This window comes from Lysinibacillus sp. NPDC094403, assembly GCF_050278745.1.
In the GTDB taxonomy this organism is placed as follows: domain Bacteria; phylum Bacillota; class Bacilli; order Bacillales_A; family Planococcaceae; genus Lysinibacillus.
On record NZ_JBNNTL010000011.1, the window covers coordinates 1 to 15,081 of the forward strand.

The window sequence follows — 15,081 nt, forward strand, 5'->3', positions numbered from 1 at the left end:
TCATTTTTCGGTCATTTTAAAGACGAAGTAGACTTTAGCTCCTTGAAGACACTTGAGGAACTAAAAGCGAAAATCAATCACTATATGGTCTATTACAATAATTATCGTTATCAATGGAATCTAAAAAGGATGGCTCCTGTGCAATACAGAAACCATCTCTTAGCGACTTAATCTCTTTTTTTAGTTTTGTCCTTGACTTGGGTACCACATCAGATTTACGTTCCCTACCAATTTTCTCCTTCTTTTCATTTCAAATAACATTATTTCTCTTATTCTATTTAACTGCTAACGCCGAAGTTGAATCTGCTGCTAGTTCTACTTGTAGATCCGTATATGGTAATCCATGTGCATCAGCTACCGCTTTATATACTATTTTTCCATTTACTACGTTTATCCCCTTCGCTAAAACAGGATTATCTAAAGCAGCTTGGCGATAGCCTTTATTAGCTATTTGCAAACCGTATGGAACAGTTACATTTGATAAGCCCATTGTTGAGGTACGCGCGCAAGCACCTGGCATATTCGCAACTGCGTAATGCACAACACCGTATACTTCATAAGTAGGATTACTATGAGTAGTAATTCGATCAATTGTTTCAATAGAACCCCCTTGATCTACCGCTACATCCACTACAACAGACCCCTTTTGCATCGTTTGAATCATTTCTTTTGAAACCAATTGTGGTGCACGTGAACCTGGAATTAGCACAGCACCAATTAACAAATCTGCTGTTTTCACTGCTTCAGCGATATTGTAGGTATTTGATGCAAGTGTACGAACACGTCCTTGGAACATATCATCTATTTGACTTAAGCGTGTAATATTAACGTCTAAAATTGTTACGTTTGCACCTAATCCTACTGCCATTTTCGCAGCATTCGTCCCGACAACTCCAGCACCTACAATCACTACATTTCCAGGTGCAACACCAGGAATACCACCTAAGAGAACTCCTTTTCCTCCTTTAGAATTTTCTAAAAACTGTGCACCAATTTGTACAGACATTCGGCCTGCAACTTCACTCATTGGCGTTAATAACGGTAAGGCACCTGAATCTAATTGAATTGTTTCATAAGCAATTCCAGTAACTTTACTTTCAAGCAAAGCTTTCGTTAATTCTGGCTCTGGAGCTAAATGTAGGTATGTGTAGAGAATAAGATTCTCTTTAAAATATTTGTACTCCTCCTGAATCGGCTCCTTCACTTTAATCACCATATCAACATCCCAAGCTTCCTTAGTCGATTTAGTAATTTGAGCGCCTACATCTAAATAATCTTGGTTTGTAAATCCACTACCTAGCCCTGCACTCGATTCAATTATTACTTCATGACCACCTTTTTTGTAAGCCTCTACACCTGCTGGAGTAATTCCTACTCGATTTTCATTATTTTTTATTTCTTTAGGTACACCAATTATCATTATATTTCCTCCTACCTATTTTTTTATTAGTTTTGGTTTATAACTACAAGTTTCATTTCTGTCATTTCCTCAATTGCATACTTCAGCCCTTCTCTTCCCATACCACTTTCCTTTACGCCTCCATATGGTAGATGATCTAAACGGAATGTAGGAATATCATTTATAATGACACCACCTACATGGAGTTTTTGCGTTGCCTGTAAAGCAACATGGATATTATCTGTATAAATACCAGCTTGCAAACCATATTTGGAGTCATTTACTTGATCAAATGCCTCTTGAATAGATGTAAACTTCATAATAGATACGATTGGTGCGAATACCTCCTGACAGGAAACCTTCTGCTCCGGTTTTACATTTAATAGTACGGTAGGTTGTAAGATATTCCCTTCAGATTCTCCACCAGTTGCAATAATTGCCCCTTGCCCCTTTGCTTCTTCAATCCAACTTAATGTTCGTTTTACATCTTGTGGACTAATTAAGGCTGAAACATCCGTTGTAGGATCTAGGGGATCACCAAGTTTCAACTCTTTTGTAGCTGCTACAAATTTATCTACAAACAAATCATACATTTTTTCGTGAACATAGATTCGTTGAACTGAAATACATACCTGCCCTTGGAATGCAAATGCACCGGAAACGACACGTGGAATTAATTTATCAATATTAACATTTTCATCGATAATAACAGCCGCATTAGAACCCAATTCAAGCGTTACTTTCTTAAGACCTGCTTGATTGCGTATGCCAATACCTACAGCGGGGCTACCTGTAAAAGAAATCTTTTTCACGCGATTATCCGTGACTAATTTGTTACCAATTAAAGAACCTGCACCAGTAACGATATTTAACGCCCCCTTCGGTAATCCTGCCTCTGCTAATAATTCACCAATAAAATAGGAAGTTAATGGTGTTTGACTTGCAGGTTTTAATACAACCGTGTTACCTGATGCTATTGCTGGCCCTACTTTATGAGCTACTAGATTCATTGGGAAATTAAAAGGTGTAATGGCTGCCACGATGCCTAATGGTTCACGAACCGTATAGGCAATGCGCCCGTCTCCACCGGGGGCAGCATCCACAGGAATTGTTTCTCCGTGTATTCGCTTTGCTTCTTCAGCAGCAAATTTATACGTTTGAATTGTACGCTGAACTTCAGCTTTGGCGGTTGAAATAGGCTTGGCTGCTTCTAGTGCTATTAGCTCTGCTGCTTCTTCAGCACGCGCTTCTAATAAAGAAGCTAATTTTTCAAGAATAATCGCACGCTTATACAAAGGCATATTCGCCATCGTTTTACGTGCAGCATCGGCAGCTACTAAAGCTGCTTCTACTTCCTCGACATTTGCCTTCGGTATTTCTGCAATGACCTCGCTACTATATGGAGAGTATAATTCTGTATACTCTGCTGCTTCCACCCAATCCCCATTGATAAATAAATTTTTCCTCATTATAATTACCTCACCTTTCGGATTACAACTATTTGCCAATACTAATCATTCAGCTACCCAAGCTAGAAGCATTATGAGAGACACTATATTAGTTTGAGATGGATATTCCCAAAAGTTAACGATGATTAACTCTCGCTCCACTTAATAATATAATTTGCCAAAACATTAGTTACTTCTACTACGCTATCTAAATGAACACATTCATCTGGTCCATGCATATTTTCTCCAATTGGCCCAAAGCACAATCCTTGTTTTCCGTAATACTGAGTAAATCGTGCATCATTTCCTCCAGCTCTTCCAACCATTATTACTTTATGTCCCATAACATCTTCTGCATTTTCGATGAATAATTTTACAAAAGGGTTCTCAGGATCTTGGTACCATGGCTCCGTTGACCATCCAAACCACTCTATAACAGGTGGATTTTTATCCAGCCACTCATCGCCTAAGACAGATTTCATAATCGTGTCTTGTACTAGTTGCTTAATTTCTTCGCGAGTTTCCCCTGGGATAAAACCAATTCTTCCTTCGAGGATCGCTTCCCCTGGAACTGTCGATACCCAGTCCCCAGCTTTTAGTACACCTAAGTTTAAGTGAACGGACTGTCCAGACCCCTTTTCAAATAAATCAAACTTAACATTTTTAGCACGCCATTCACTTAATTCATCCAGCGCACTAAGGATTTTCATCATTTTTGAAATAGCATTTATGCCTTCATGCGCTAAACCTGCATGCGCTGTTCTTCCCTTTACGTACACTCGGAAATACATAATCCCCCCATGACTTATTGTCATATTCAAATTATGTGGCTCTGTCGAAATGTACCCATCTGTTACGAAGCCTTCCTCCAAACATGCTAAAGCTCCGCCTCCACCACCAGCTTCTTCTTCTATTACTGAATGTAGCTGAACATCTCCAGCAATTGGATAACCTAAATCAATTAATGTTTTCAATGCGAACCAATTTGAAATAAGTCCAGCTTTCATATCGGCAGAGCCTCGACCGTATAACTTGTTTCCAATAATATCTCCACTCCATGGGTCCATCGTCCAGTTTGAATATGGTTCTGGAGAAACAACATCTACATGCCCATGAATCGTTAATGACTTACCATTGGAGACACCTTTACGTATTCCGATAATATTTTTTCGGTCTTCAAACGGAATACCTGAATCAATAAACGCTTCATGAGCTGAAACCTTCTCATATTTTGGTTCAATCTCATGCAAAATCAAGTTAAGTTCTTCATATTTTTTTTTCATGTATAATTGCATCTCTTGTTCATTACCAACAACGCTTTTTATACGTACGACATCTTGAATTGTTTTAAATAATTCTTCTTTATTTTCTTCTATATACAGTCGAATTTTTTCTTTCAAAGCAATCACTCCTTTATTTACTTCTTGTGTCATTAAAAAGAGGAAGATTATCTAAGAGATTCTCATCCTCTAAATAGTTAATTCAAGACTTTAATCTTATCTTCATTAAAAATCTCTTTATCTAATGACTCCAAGTCATCAATAGAGTCCATGCTTCCAAGTTCTTTTTTAAAGAATCTTGTTATAAACAGCATGTAAATGATTCCGATTATAAGCCAAACGATTCCACCTATAAATGCATCAACGTGTAAATGATACCAAAGAACTCCAGTAGCTAATGCTCCGAAAGTTGGCATAATTAAGTACTTAAAGGTTTCACTGCCTGATCTCCTTTTCTGACGGATATAGAAATGAACAATAACAGATAGGTTAACGAATGTGAATGCAATTAATGCCCCAAAGTTAATGACTGAAGCAATTAATTCTAAATTTGGTCCTATTGCAAATAATGATACAATTCCCGTCAAGACAATCGTAAAAACAGGCGTTCTAAATTTAGGGTGTAAGTATCCGAAAGTTTTTTTAGGAAGTACACCATTTCTGCCCATAACAAACAGCAAACGAGATGCACTTGCATGAGATGCAAGTCCTGAAGCTACAGTAGCAGCGAAAGCTCCTGCAATGAAAAGTAGTTGGAATAACTTCCCTCCTACATATAAACCAATTTCCGGCAATGTATCATCTACATTTTCGAACACAGAAACATCCGGGAATAATGCTTGTGTAAAATAAGAAGCAATAAAGAAAATACCCCCACCGATTAAAACAGTTAGAAGGATTGCTCTAGGAACTGTTGATGTATCCTTTGCTTCTTCCGTATACATTGTTATTGCGTCGAAACCAATAAACGAGAAAGCTACTACTGTTGCCCCAGTTAAAACGGCTATTAATTTCACATTTTCATGTGATAGTGGATGAATCGTGAATAAAGTACCATTTCCCATACCGTGATAAAGTTGTACAGAAGCAAGTATTATGAAGATACTTATTAAACAAATCGTGAAAACAACGAGTATAAAGTTTAAGCTGGATGTTGATTCCATACTATAAGCATTAATTGCAGTAACTACAATGACATAAGCAATAACCCAAATCCAAACAGGTACATTCGGAAACAGAGATTCCATATATATTCGAATAATTAATGCATTAACTAAAGGTAATAATAAATAATCTAATAACGATGCCCATCCTACGAGGAATCCTAGGTGAGACCCCATTGTTTCCCGGGTGTATGTATATGCTGAACCAGCAGCCGGGAATACCTGTACCATCTTTCCATAACTAATCGCTGTCAATACCATTACTAACAAGGCGACAAAATAAGCCATTGGTACTACACCATTTGTTAATTTTGATACAATTCCAAACGTATCAAAGACCACTGTAGGCGTCATATATCCTAATCCCAGTGCAACAATTGACCAAACACCTAATGACCTTTTGAGCGTAGTGTTATCTGTCATTCATCCATCCCCTTACATATTTTTAGCTGCTTCATTAAACTGCGACGAATCAATCTCATCTGTTTTGAGCACTGGTGGTTTATGCTTAAGACCTTTTGTCATAAATAATAAATAAATAACACCAATTCCTAACCAAACACTACCAAGAGCAATCGAATAAACATCTAGGTTGAAAAGCAAACAAGTTGTAAGTACTGCTCCGATTAATGGAAAAATCAAATAGAAGATAATTCCCTTTAAGGAGCGTTCTTTTCGCTTACCGTAATATAAAAAAACAACGGATAGATTCACAGCAGTAAATGCAAGTAGGGCGCCAAAGTTAATGAAAGACGCGACAAAGGTTAGACTTAAAAACAATGCAGATAATGATAAAAGACCAATTAATAAAATGTTGTTAACCGGGGTTCTCGTTCTTTTATTTAGTTTTCCAAAAAAATTTTTAGGTAATTGTCCATCTCTTCCCATTGCGTATAATACACGTGCAGCACTTGCTTGAGATGCGGACGCGGAACCAAATACAACCACTGCAGTTTTTGCTAGGAATGCTGCTTGTAAGGCATTCCCGCCTACTAGGAAAACAATTTCATAGGAAGCAGAATCAGAATCTTTAAAACTCGTATAATCTGGCCAAACATTATGTGCAAAATAAGATACGACTACAAAACATAATCCACCAATTATTGTTACTAAAGATATTGCACGCGGTATGTTTTTCTCCGGATTTTTTACTTCTTCTGAAAAAGTAGAAACTGCATCAAAACCGAGGAAAGAGAAACATAATAGTGCAGCACCAGCAACTATATACTTAAATGACTCCTCGGTATTAATAAAGGGATCAAGGTTAAATAAAGTGCCAGTCCCGGTTCCAGTTACTATTGATTTAACTGATAAGATGCAAAAGACAATTATAAATAATACTGATAAGCCTATTACAATCATGTTGATATTTGCGCTTAACTTTACACCTCTAACATTTACAAACGTCACAAGAACTATTAATGTAAATATCCAAACATACTGTGGAACTTCAGGTATAGCAGCTGAGAAGAAAATACCAAATAGTAAAAAGTTAACCATTGGTATCAAGAGATAATCCATTAAAATTGCCCATCCCACTAAGAAACCAACATGAGAATTAATAGCTTTTTGCGCATAGGTATAGGCAGATCCCGCAATGGGGTACGCTTTTGCCATTTGACCATAACTATGAGCCGTAAACATCATCACAATTAATGCAATTACATACGATCCGGCGACCATACCATGAGATATTTTAGAGGCTATACCGTATGTGCTAAACACTGTAGTTAAAGCCATAAAGGCCATCCCAGTAACAACAACAGACGTTAAAGAAAGCGATCTAGACAAATTAACTGGATGTTTTATTTTTGTTCACTCCTCGAATAGTAATAAAAAAATCTTCCCGGTAAAATGATCAATTAACTAAAATAGTAGGATAGTAGACTGATTCACTATCAATTTCGCCTTGGCGTAATTGCGTCCGGATTTTGAATTGTGCCCGCACAATTCATTCCTTTCAAAATCCGTGACATCCGCCGGAGGCTTTATTTTCATTCAGTAGGTGTTTGGACATCCACTGAAAAGGAACCAAAACCGCATTCATCTCACCACCTGTAGAGGTGGGAGTTTTCTGCTGAATGAAGATATACAACTTCACCATCCATAATGGTTAACAAAACTTTCGTTTGAAGAATTTCTTTATTTTCTATTTCAAAGAGGTTTTTATCTAGTACAATAATATCTGCTAATTTTCCAACTTCTAATGTACCCAAATCTTTTTCTCTGAATGTGCTGTATGCTGAACCTTTTGTATACGCTTTCAACGCTTCTGCGAGTGTTATCTGCTCTTGACTATTCCACTCATAATCACCAGTAAAGTCTAATCTCGTAATCGCATGGAAAATTTCTTTAAAAGGATCTAATGTTGTTATTGGATAGTCTGTACCAAAAGCAATATACTCCACTGTGTCATATAACGTTTTACATAAATACGTATAAGGGTCTTTTTCTTTACCGACACGCAATGTATGACTTTCTTTTGGCATCAATGCTAGATGAGAAGGCTGTACAGATGGAACAACTCCCAATTCTTTAAATCTCTTAATATCTGTCGGATGAATCACTTCAATATGCTCTAGCGCATGTCGTGAATCTCTCACACCATTATCCATCCTTGCTGCTTCAAATATATCTAGAGCAAGCCTAACTGCGCCATCACCAATTGTATGGAAGCGAATTTGAAATCCTTCTTTGTCCGCTTTTGTCACCCAGTTTTTGATCGTTTCTACAGGAAAAGCAGTACTCCCCCGTGTTATAGGTTTGTCTAAGTAAGGATCTAACATGTATGCGGTATGTCCTGTTACAACGCCATCAATAAACTGCTTAAGGCCTGCAAGCTGTAATTTTTCGGAATTGTACTTTTCACGCAAGCTTATCGCTCTATCTATATCATCATTTAACTCAGGGTAAAGATGAATTCGAGTCGTAAGTTTTCCAGCTTCATCATATGCCTTATACATATCGAAACTATTTAACTTATCAAAACTACTTGCAAACAAATCATTTACTGATGTAATGCCTAATTGAGCTGATTTTTTTAAGAACTCTTCAAACAATTCTTCTTTCCGTTTATCCGGAAATGCGAGAGCAATATCCACAACTAAATTCATTGCTGTTTCAAGAAGAATTCCTGTGATTTCATTATTTTCATCTTTTTGAATCGTACCATTAGGAGGGTCTTCAGTTTCATTTGTAACCCTAGCATTTTCAAGTGCTAAACTATTAACCCACGAATAATGACCTTCTGCGTGGAAAAGAATAATCGGGCGATTAGGAACTACTTTGTCTAAAGAAAAACGTGTCGGCAAGCATTTCTCTGCCCAATTTGTATGATCCCATCCATAGCCTATAATCCACTCATCAGCATGCACGTTTTCCGAGAATTGCTTTACTAAACTAGCAACTTCTTCTTCCGAATGAGCATCCGATAAATTGATACTTGCATGCGAGAAAAGACTACCAAACATGAGATGAAGGTGCGCATCATGAAATCCTGGCATAATGAGTTGGTTGCCATAATGATATTCCTTCGTGTCTAAACCTATAAATGGTTTTATTTCCTCCATCGAACCTACCGCAATGATTTTGTTACCTTTAATCGCAATAGCAGCTGGCTTTGCTTCATTTTCTAAACCTGTAAATACTGCTTCACTCGAAATAACTTTATCAGCGATAACCATTTGTAACTCCTCTCTTTACCTCAGATTTACTTCTAATGGAACTCTTATAACAATAGATTGAAAGCGCTTACACAACTAAAGAAGTTAAATAATCGCTATAAACAATGGGCATCCACTGTTCGCCTATTAAAATAGGCGAACATAACGGACAAAAGACTCATACTAATTTAAGCTTGTAAACTAGATTTTTCCATTCCAAAAGTGTTGCATATTCTAATGACTCAACGTCCCCAGGTAAATAGCCAGGCATTATTTTATTTAGGACGAATCCGTTTTTCATTTGGAATGTTAATACAGGATCATATATTTTTCCTTTCATTACCTCAAGCGCATACTCATCTGCACTCATCTGCTCAGCATATTTATAGTAATTAGGTATACGACCACCAACTAAGATACTTTCTAAGTTAAGTTTTTCACATATCTTTCTTCGACCATCATAGAGATGATGCGCCAATCGTAACCCTCTATAATCTTCATGTATACCAACTTCAATACCATATAGATTTCGTCCATTAGGGTTATGATTTCGAATAAATCCTAAATCACAGATTTCAAAATAGGAGTGACTATCTCCGTAATCTTCAAAATTCACAATTAGACTTAAAGCGGTTCCTACAATTTTACCGTTATATTCTAGACAAATTTGACCTTCAGGAAACAACTCAATCTGACTTTCAAAATGCTCATATTTTAATGCCATATCAGGTCCAAAACACATCAAAGAAAGTGCGGCAACCTCAGCAAGATCCTCTTTTAAAATATTGCGGACAACTATTTCTTGTCCATTATTTTTTAAATGTACTTGAGACATATTAAATCCTCCCTCTTATTTTATTGAAATTAAATTAAAGTTTCAGGTGTGTTGATTAACTAATTTTATCTAATTCTAATAAAAGAAAAGGTTGATTTCCGCTACGGGATACTCGCTTTCCTGCGGGCGAGCGTCGAGCCGCTTCGCTACAATCGTAAAATTGGCATTATTTATACGGTAAATTTTTTTTAGGAAGCTGAGGAATAAGGGTGAAATTATTCAATAAACCCCTAATCAACACGCCTGTTAAAGTTCATTACATTATTAATTGTGTAGATTTAATCCACATCCTTTATAAACTAAGTATGCGGAAAGTAATCTTTGGGAGAATGCAGAAAAGTCTACCACAATATATTTAATTACCTAGATTGAGTCATAACCACAATATGCACTTGATTTAATGTAAATCTTATGCCATGTAAGCACATGGAACGAAAGGCGGCGACTCCTTGGGGATTAGCGAACAACTTTAGACCCCGCAGGAGCGTTAGCGACGAGGAGACTCAAGGTTCGCCCCCAGGAAAGCGTCCGCCTTTAGTGGAATGTGCTGTCAAGTACAGTCTTTGATGTAGAGCCCATAGATTAATAACAATTTTTTAATTAATTTATAAAGATCGATACAAACTTCTTCTCCAAGTACTCCTCAAGGCCGTACCAACCGCCTTCTTTCCCCATTCCACTTTCCTTCATACCACCAAACGGAGCTTGCACAACCACTGGAGCTGGATCATTAATACCAACAATTCCGAACTCTAAAGCACGCATCATTCGTAAGCCTCGACCAATGTCTCGCGTATAACAATAAGCTGCAAGACCATATTCAGGATGGTTCGCTCTTTCAACTACCTCTTGTTCCGTCTTAAATGTATAAATTGGTGCAACTGGTCCAAATGTTTCTTCTGTTGTAATCTTCATATTATCGCTTGCATATTGAATAACTGTGGGCTCAAAGAAGTAACCGCTACCATTATTTAATGTAAATACATTACCACCCGCAATTACTTTACCATCATGTTTCACAGCGTCTTCTACTTGACTTTTCACTTTTTCAAGAGCCACTTTATTAATTACTGGACCGACATTTACGCCATCTTCTAATCCATTTCCTACAACTAATTTAGATACCTTTTCAGCTAACTTTCCTGAGAATTCATCAGCTACAGTTTCTGCTACGTAAATCCGGTTGGTGCTGATGCAAGTTTGACCTGAGTTAATAAACTTAGACACTAAGATACCATTAACTGCTGCGTCAATATCAGCATCCTCAAACACAATATACGGTGCATGTCCACCAAGCTCCATTGATATTTTCTTCACTGTATCAGACGAATCACGGATAAGTTTTTTCCCCACACGCGTCGAGCCAGTAAATGTGATTTTACGAACGTCTGGGTTACTCGTCATCTCGTTCCCAATTTCTTCAGCTGGGCCAATTACCAGGTTTGCAACTCCAGCAGGTAGTCCAACTTCATGAAAGCATTCGAATACTTTTATCGCCGAAAGAGGAGTTAAGTCAGCCGGTTTTAAAACAATCGTACAACCTGCAGCAAGTGCAGGTGCAATTTTTCTTGTAATCATCGATAACGGGAAATTCCATGGTGTAATAGCTGCACATACCCCAACAGGTTCGCGAATTACCATTAAGTGTTTATCAGCTGCAGATGCAGGAATTGTTTCCCCATAAATTCTCTTAGCTTCCTCTGCATACCATTCTAGATAGCCGATCGCACCTGCTACTTCACGAGTAGCATCTGGTAAAGGCTTACCATTTTCAAGTGTAATTGTTTCAGCTAATTCTTTTGTTTTTTCTTTCATCAATTGAACCACTTGAAACAGGTAGTTGCTGCGCTCATTTCCAGTTGTCTTACCCCAGAATTCAAATGCTCTCTTCGCACTTTCGATTGCTTCTTTAGTTTCAGTTTTACCACCTGTAGCAACAGTTCTAATTATTTCTCCTGTCGCAGGATTTGTTACATCTAATTTATTTCCTGTATCTCGCCATTCACCATTTATATAAAGCACTAGAGAACCTCCCCTTTTTTAACTATAATCTCCACTACTCAACTTACTTTATAGGAATAGTTTAGTTGCGTGTATTTTTAAAAGCAGTAATCGAATCGTCTATAATTTGAATCATTTTTTCAATTTCTTCTTTGTTAATAATAAGCGGTGGCGCAATTGCCACAATTTGGTTATATGCTCCAAGCGCCCTTAATATTAATTGGCGATTGAAACATGCATCAACTATCGCATTTGCTGGAAAAACAGTTGGATCAAACAATTTTCCACTTGTTGGATCTTCATAAAGTTCAAATGCAGCCAACAAACCAATTACTCTGCAATTTGTTACAATACTATGTTTTTCAGCTAAATAATCTAAACCTTTTTTTAGTTCTTTCTCCATTTCGTTTACGTGGTCAATAATATTATCACGCTCTAGTATTTCAATGTTTTTCAGTCCAATCGCACAAGCAGTCGGATGGCCACTATATGTGAAACCATGTGGGATAACAGCATCGAAGTTAGCAATTGTTTCTCTAATTTCATCATTCATCATGACCCCGCCAAGTTGCGAATAACCACTCGTAATTCCTTTAGCAATTGACATCATATCCGGCACAACATTCCAGTTGTTTACACCAAACATTTTCCCAGTACGACCAAATCCACAAATAACTTCATCTGCCATAAAAAGGATGTTGTACTCGTCGCAGATTTTACGAACTGCTTCTAAGTAACCTTCTGGTGGAATATTAACTCCGCCCGCACCTTGCACAGGTTCAATAATAATTCCGGCAATCGTCTCCGCACCTTCTCTTTCAATTGTTCCACGGATAGAATCTGCATAGTTCGGATCACTTTTATCACCTAACTCGCTGTTTAATAGGTGGGCTGTTGCACGAACAACTCCGTCTATATTTGATGATGCGAACTTGTGGAATGCTGCAAGACCAGTAGCTGTTTGCGCTCCTATTGTTACACCGTGATAAGCATTTGTTAGCGCAATAATCTTTCTTTTTTCTGATTTTCCTTTAAGCTCCCAGTAGAAACGAGCTAATTTAATTGCTGTATCATTTGATTCAGACCCACCTGAAGTGTAGAATACACTATTTAAATCTCCTGGTGCTAACTCAGCTAATTTTTCAGCAAGTAGAATGGATGGTTCATTTGAGAATCCTTTAAATGATGATGCATACGCAAGAGTAGATAATTGACTATTACCAGCATCTGCAAGTTCTTGGTTCCCATGTCCTAAGTTCACGTTCCAAAGCATTGACATCCCGTCGATGTATTCCACATCATCCGTACTTGTAACTGTAACGCCTTTACCTTTAACAAAGATAATAGGCGGTCCATTGTCAATTAAAGCCTTCGGATTTGTAGCTGGATGTAGCAAGTGCTTTTTGTCCAGTTTAGCTAACTCTACAGTTTTTGATTGTTGAGTAATTTTAGTTGTCATTGATAAAACCTCCATTTATGTTTTTATATTGTTAAAAATCGAAACTATTGAACTAATTATATTTTTTGAGCTTTCCTGTAAAGTAAAAAGTTAAACTGGAAAGCTTCATAGTACCCAAGCTGAATTTTTTTCAATGTAGATGACAAGCAACAAAATGTCTTTTAGATACTTCTTTTTTTAAGGGTGTTACACTTTTATATTTATCTTTCATATACGGACATCGAGTATGAAAGACGCATCCCACTGGTAGATTTAATGGGGAAGGTATGTCACCCTTTAAAATAATCCTATTCTTCTTTATCTGTGGATTTGGAGTTGGAACTGCAGATAGTAATGCTTGAGTATACGGGTGAAGAGGTGTAGAAAACAAACTATCGGTTGGTCCTTCCTCAACAATTTTCCCTAAGTACATAACACCTATTCGATCAGAAAACTTTGGTACCAACTAACTTCAAAATAAAATTGAATTTAACTTTAATTTTCTAACTATTCTTAATTATGTAAATAGTATATCTTTACATTTTTATCATGTAAATTATAATATTTATATGACTTCCATATATTTTATGAATACTAAAAGGAGGAGTTATCAAAATGAACCTTCATCGTTTACATTGTTTTATTACAGTAGTTGAGGAAGGTAGCATTACAAAAGCTGCTACTGCACTGCAAATGACTCAACCCCCCTTAAGTATTTTAATTAGAAAATTTGAACAAGAATTAAATGTCACTTTGTTTAATCGTTTAGGTAGATCTCTTGAATTAACACCAAGTGGAGTATTTTTATATGAAAAAGGAAAAGAATTACTTGATTTATCTGAGAATACGGAGAAGAAATTAGTCGAGTTTCATGAAGGAATTAGAGGTACTGTGAAATTGGGTTGTACTACTTCAGCAAATCTATTTATTTTGCCAAATGTCTTAAAAAAAATTCAAAAGGAAACTCCTAACATAGTTACACATGTTCGCGAGGGTAATACATCATATATTTTAGAAGAACTAAGAAGTCATAAAATAGATATTGGAATTGTCCGAACTTCAGTGAGAGCGGAGGACATCCAGACTTCAACACTACTAACAGAACCTTTACTTTTAGCTCTTCCACCCAACCATCATCTATGTGAAAATGATTCTATTGATATTGCAGACTTGAAAAACGAACGATTTCTTTTAAATACAACATCTTATGGATCAGGTGTTGCTGATGATGTGATCGAGGCATGCCAAAAAAGTGGATTTACGCCTAATGTCGTTTACTGGGGGACAGAAACATTACCAACACTTATGATGGTAATGAAAGGCGCAGGAATTTGTTTTGTACCTAGCTGTTTCAAGCTACTTAATTCTCCTGATTTACCGGTACTTAGACCACTAGCAAATCCAGTGTTACAAACAAAACTTAATATAATTACACTTAAGGATCGTTACATGACATCAATTTCCAAACGATTTCTTGCGATTACCGAAGAGGTTGCAGAGAAAATGACAAGCATTTTCAATGATTAATGTGTTTGAAGTAATGGAGTTCAAGTTAAAACATTTGGTAGATAATGCATAATAAGTCGAAATAAGCATTCTCATTTTTCAGTCCTTCCGATTAGTTCTAGACTCAATCGTACTATGACCTCTGCTGACTTCTGATGGTCAGCTACCTGTCGCCAAGTAGTTATGAAGGGTACTTCACGTTTCCATCAGACCTCCCCGGGTAAGCGCATGCACTTTTACACCATCTATCCGCCTCATTTACTCGATATGACCTTCGACAGAATGGACTTTGTTTTGTTATGCAAACTCATCCAATCATACCTAGCCTTCTATGAGATTCGTGTTACTC

12 protein-coding genes are annotated in these 15,081 nt (G+C 37.0%); 2 read left to right on the forward strand and 10 right to left on the reverse strand.

What is annotated here, in order from left to right; all coding sequences use genetic code 11:
• Positions 1-171 (forward strand): IS3 family transposase (locus ACQKMV_RS15780; protein WP_427505247.1); only part of this gene is annotated, 171 nt, incomplete at its 5' end.
• Positions 172-274: 103 nt separating this feature from the next.
• Here the strand turns inward: ACQKMV_RS15780 and ald are convergent.
• From ald to ACQKMV_RS15830, 10 genes are all read right to left on the reverse strand, one after another.
• Positions 275-1,420 carry an alanine dehydrogenase gene (gene ald, locus ACQKMV_RS15785; RefSeq protein WP_427505100.1) on the reverse strand — a complete coding sequence of 382 codons (1,146 nt, stop codon included), beginning with the start codon at positions 1,418-1,420 and terminating at the stop codon, positions 275-277.
• Between the two features lie 26 nt (positions 1,421-1,446).
• A complete protein-coding gene (locus tag ACQKMV_RS15790; RefSeq protein ID WP_427505101.1) occupies positions 1,447-2,868 on the reverse strand; it encodes an aldehyde dehydrogenase family protein in 1,422 nt (473 codons plus the stop codon).
• A 125-nt stretch (positions 2,869-2,993) separates the two neighbouring features.
• Positions 2,994-4,247, reverse strand: coding sequence for an ArgE/DapE family deacylase (locus tag ACQKMV_RS15795; RefSeq protein WP_427505102.1), 1,254 nt, complete (start codon positions 4,245-4,247; stop codon positions 2,994-2,996).
• Between the two features lie 77 nt (positions 4,248-4,324).
• Complete coding sequence (locus ACQKMV_RS15800) at positions 4,325-5,713, reverse strand: APC family permease (RefSeq protein WP_427505103.1); 1,389 nt, start codon at positions 5,711-5,713, stop codon at positions 4,325-4,327.
• 12 nt (positions 5,714-5,725) lie between these two features.
• Entirely contained in the window at positions 5,726-7,030 is a 1,305-nt protein-coding gene (locus ACQKMV_RS15805) for an APC family permease (protein WP_427505105.1), read from the reverse strand.
• A 308-nt stretch (positions 7,031-7,338) separates the two neighbouring features.
• A complete protein-coding gene (locus ACQKMV_RS15810) occupies positions 7,339-8,973 on the reverse strand; it encodes an amidohydrolase (protein ID WP_427505107.1) in 1,635 nt (544 codons plus the stop codon).
• Positions 8,974-9,130: 157 nt separating this feature from the next.
• Entirely contained in the window at positions 9,131-9,787 is a 657-nt protein-coding gene (locus ACQKMV_RS15815) for a GNAT family N-acetyltransferase (RefSeq protein WP_427505108.1), read from the reverse strand.
• Between the two features lie 600 nt (positions 9,788-10,387).
• Positions 10,388-11,809: an NAD-dependent succinate-semialdehyde dehydrogenase gene (locus ACQKMV_RS15820; RefSeq protein WP_427505110.1), complete on the reverse strand. Its 1,422-nt coding sequence runs from the start codon at positions 11,807-11,809 to the stop codon at positions 10,388-10,390.
• A gap of 61 nt (positions 11,810-11,870) precedes the next feature.
• Positions 11,871-13,247: an aspartate aminotransferase family protein gene (locus ACQKMV_RS15825; protein WP_427505112.1), complete on the reverse strand. Its 1,377-nt coding sequence runs from the start codon at positions 13,245-13,247 to the stop codon at positions 11,871-11,873.
• A 130-nt stretch (positions 13,248-13,377) separates the two neighbouring features.
• Positions 13,378-13,659, reverse strand: a complete 282-nt coding sequence (locus ACQKMV_RS15830) for an oligopeptide/dipeptide ABC transporter ATP-binding protein (RefSeq protein WP_427505113.1) — start codon at positions 13,657-13,659, stop codon at positions 13,378-13,380.
• A gap of 182 nt (positions 13,660-13,841) precedes the next feature.
• Between ACQKMV_RS15830 and ACQKMV_RS15835 the strand changes: the two genes are divergently transcribed.
• The gene (locus ACQKMV_RS15835; RefSeq protein WP_427505114.1) at positions 13,842-14,753 is read left to right on the forward strand and encodes a LysR family transcriptional regulator; all 912 of its coding nucleotides are present in this window, start codon (positions 13,842-13,844) and stop codon (positions 14,751-14,753) included.
• The last annotated feature ends 328 nt before the right edge of the window (positions 14,754-15,081 follow it).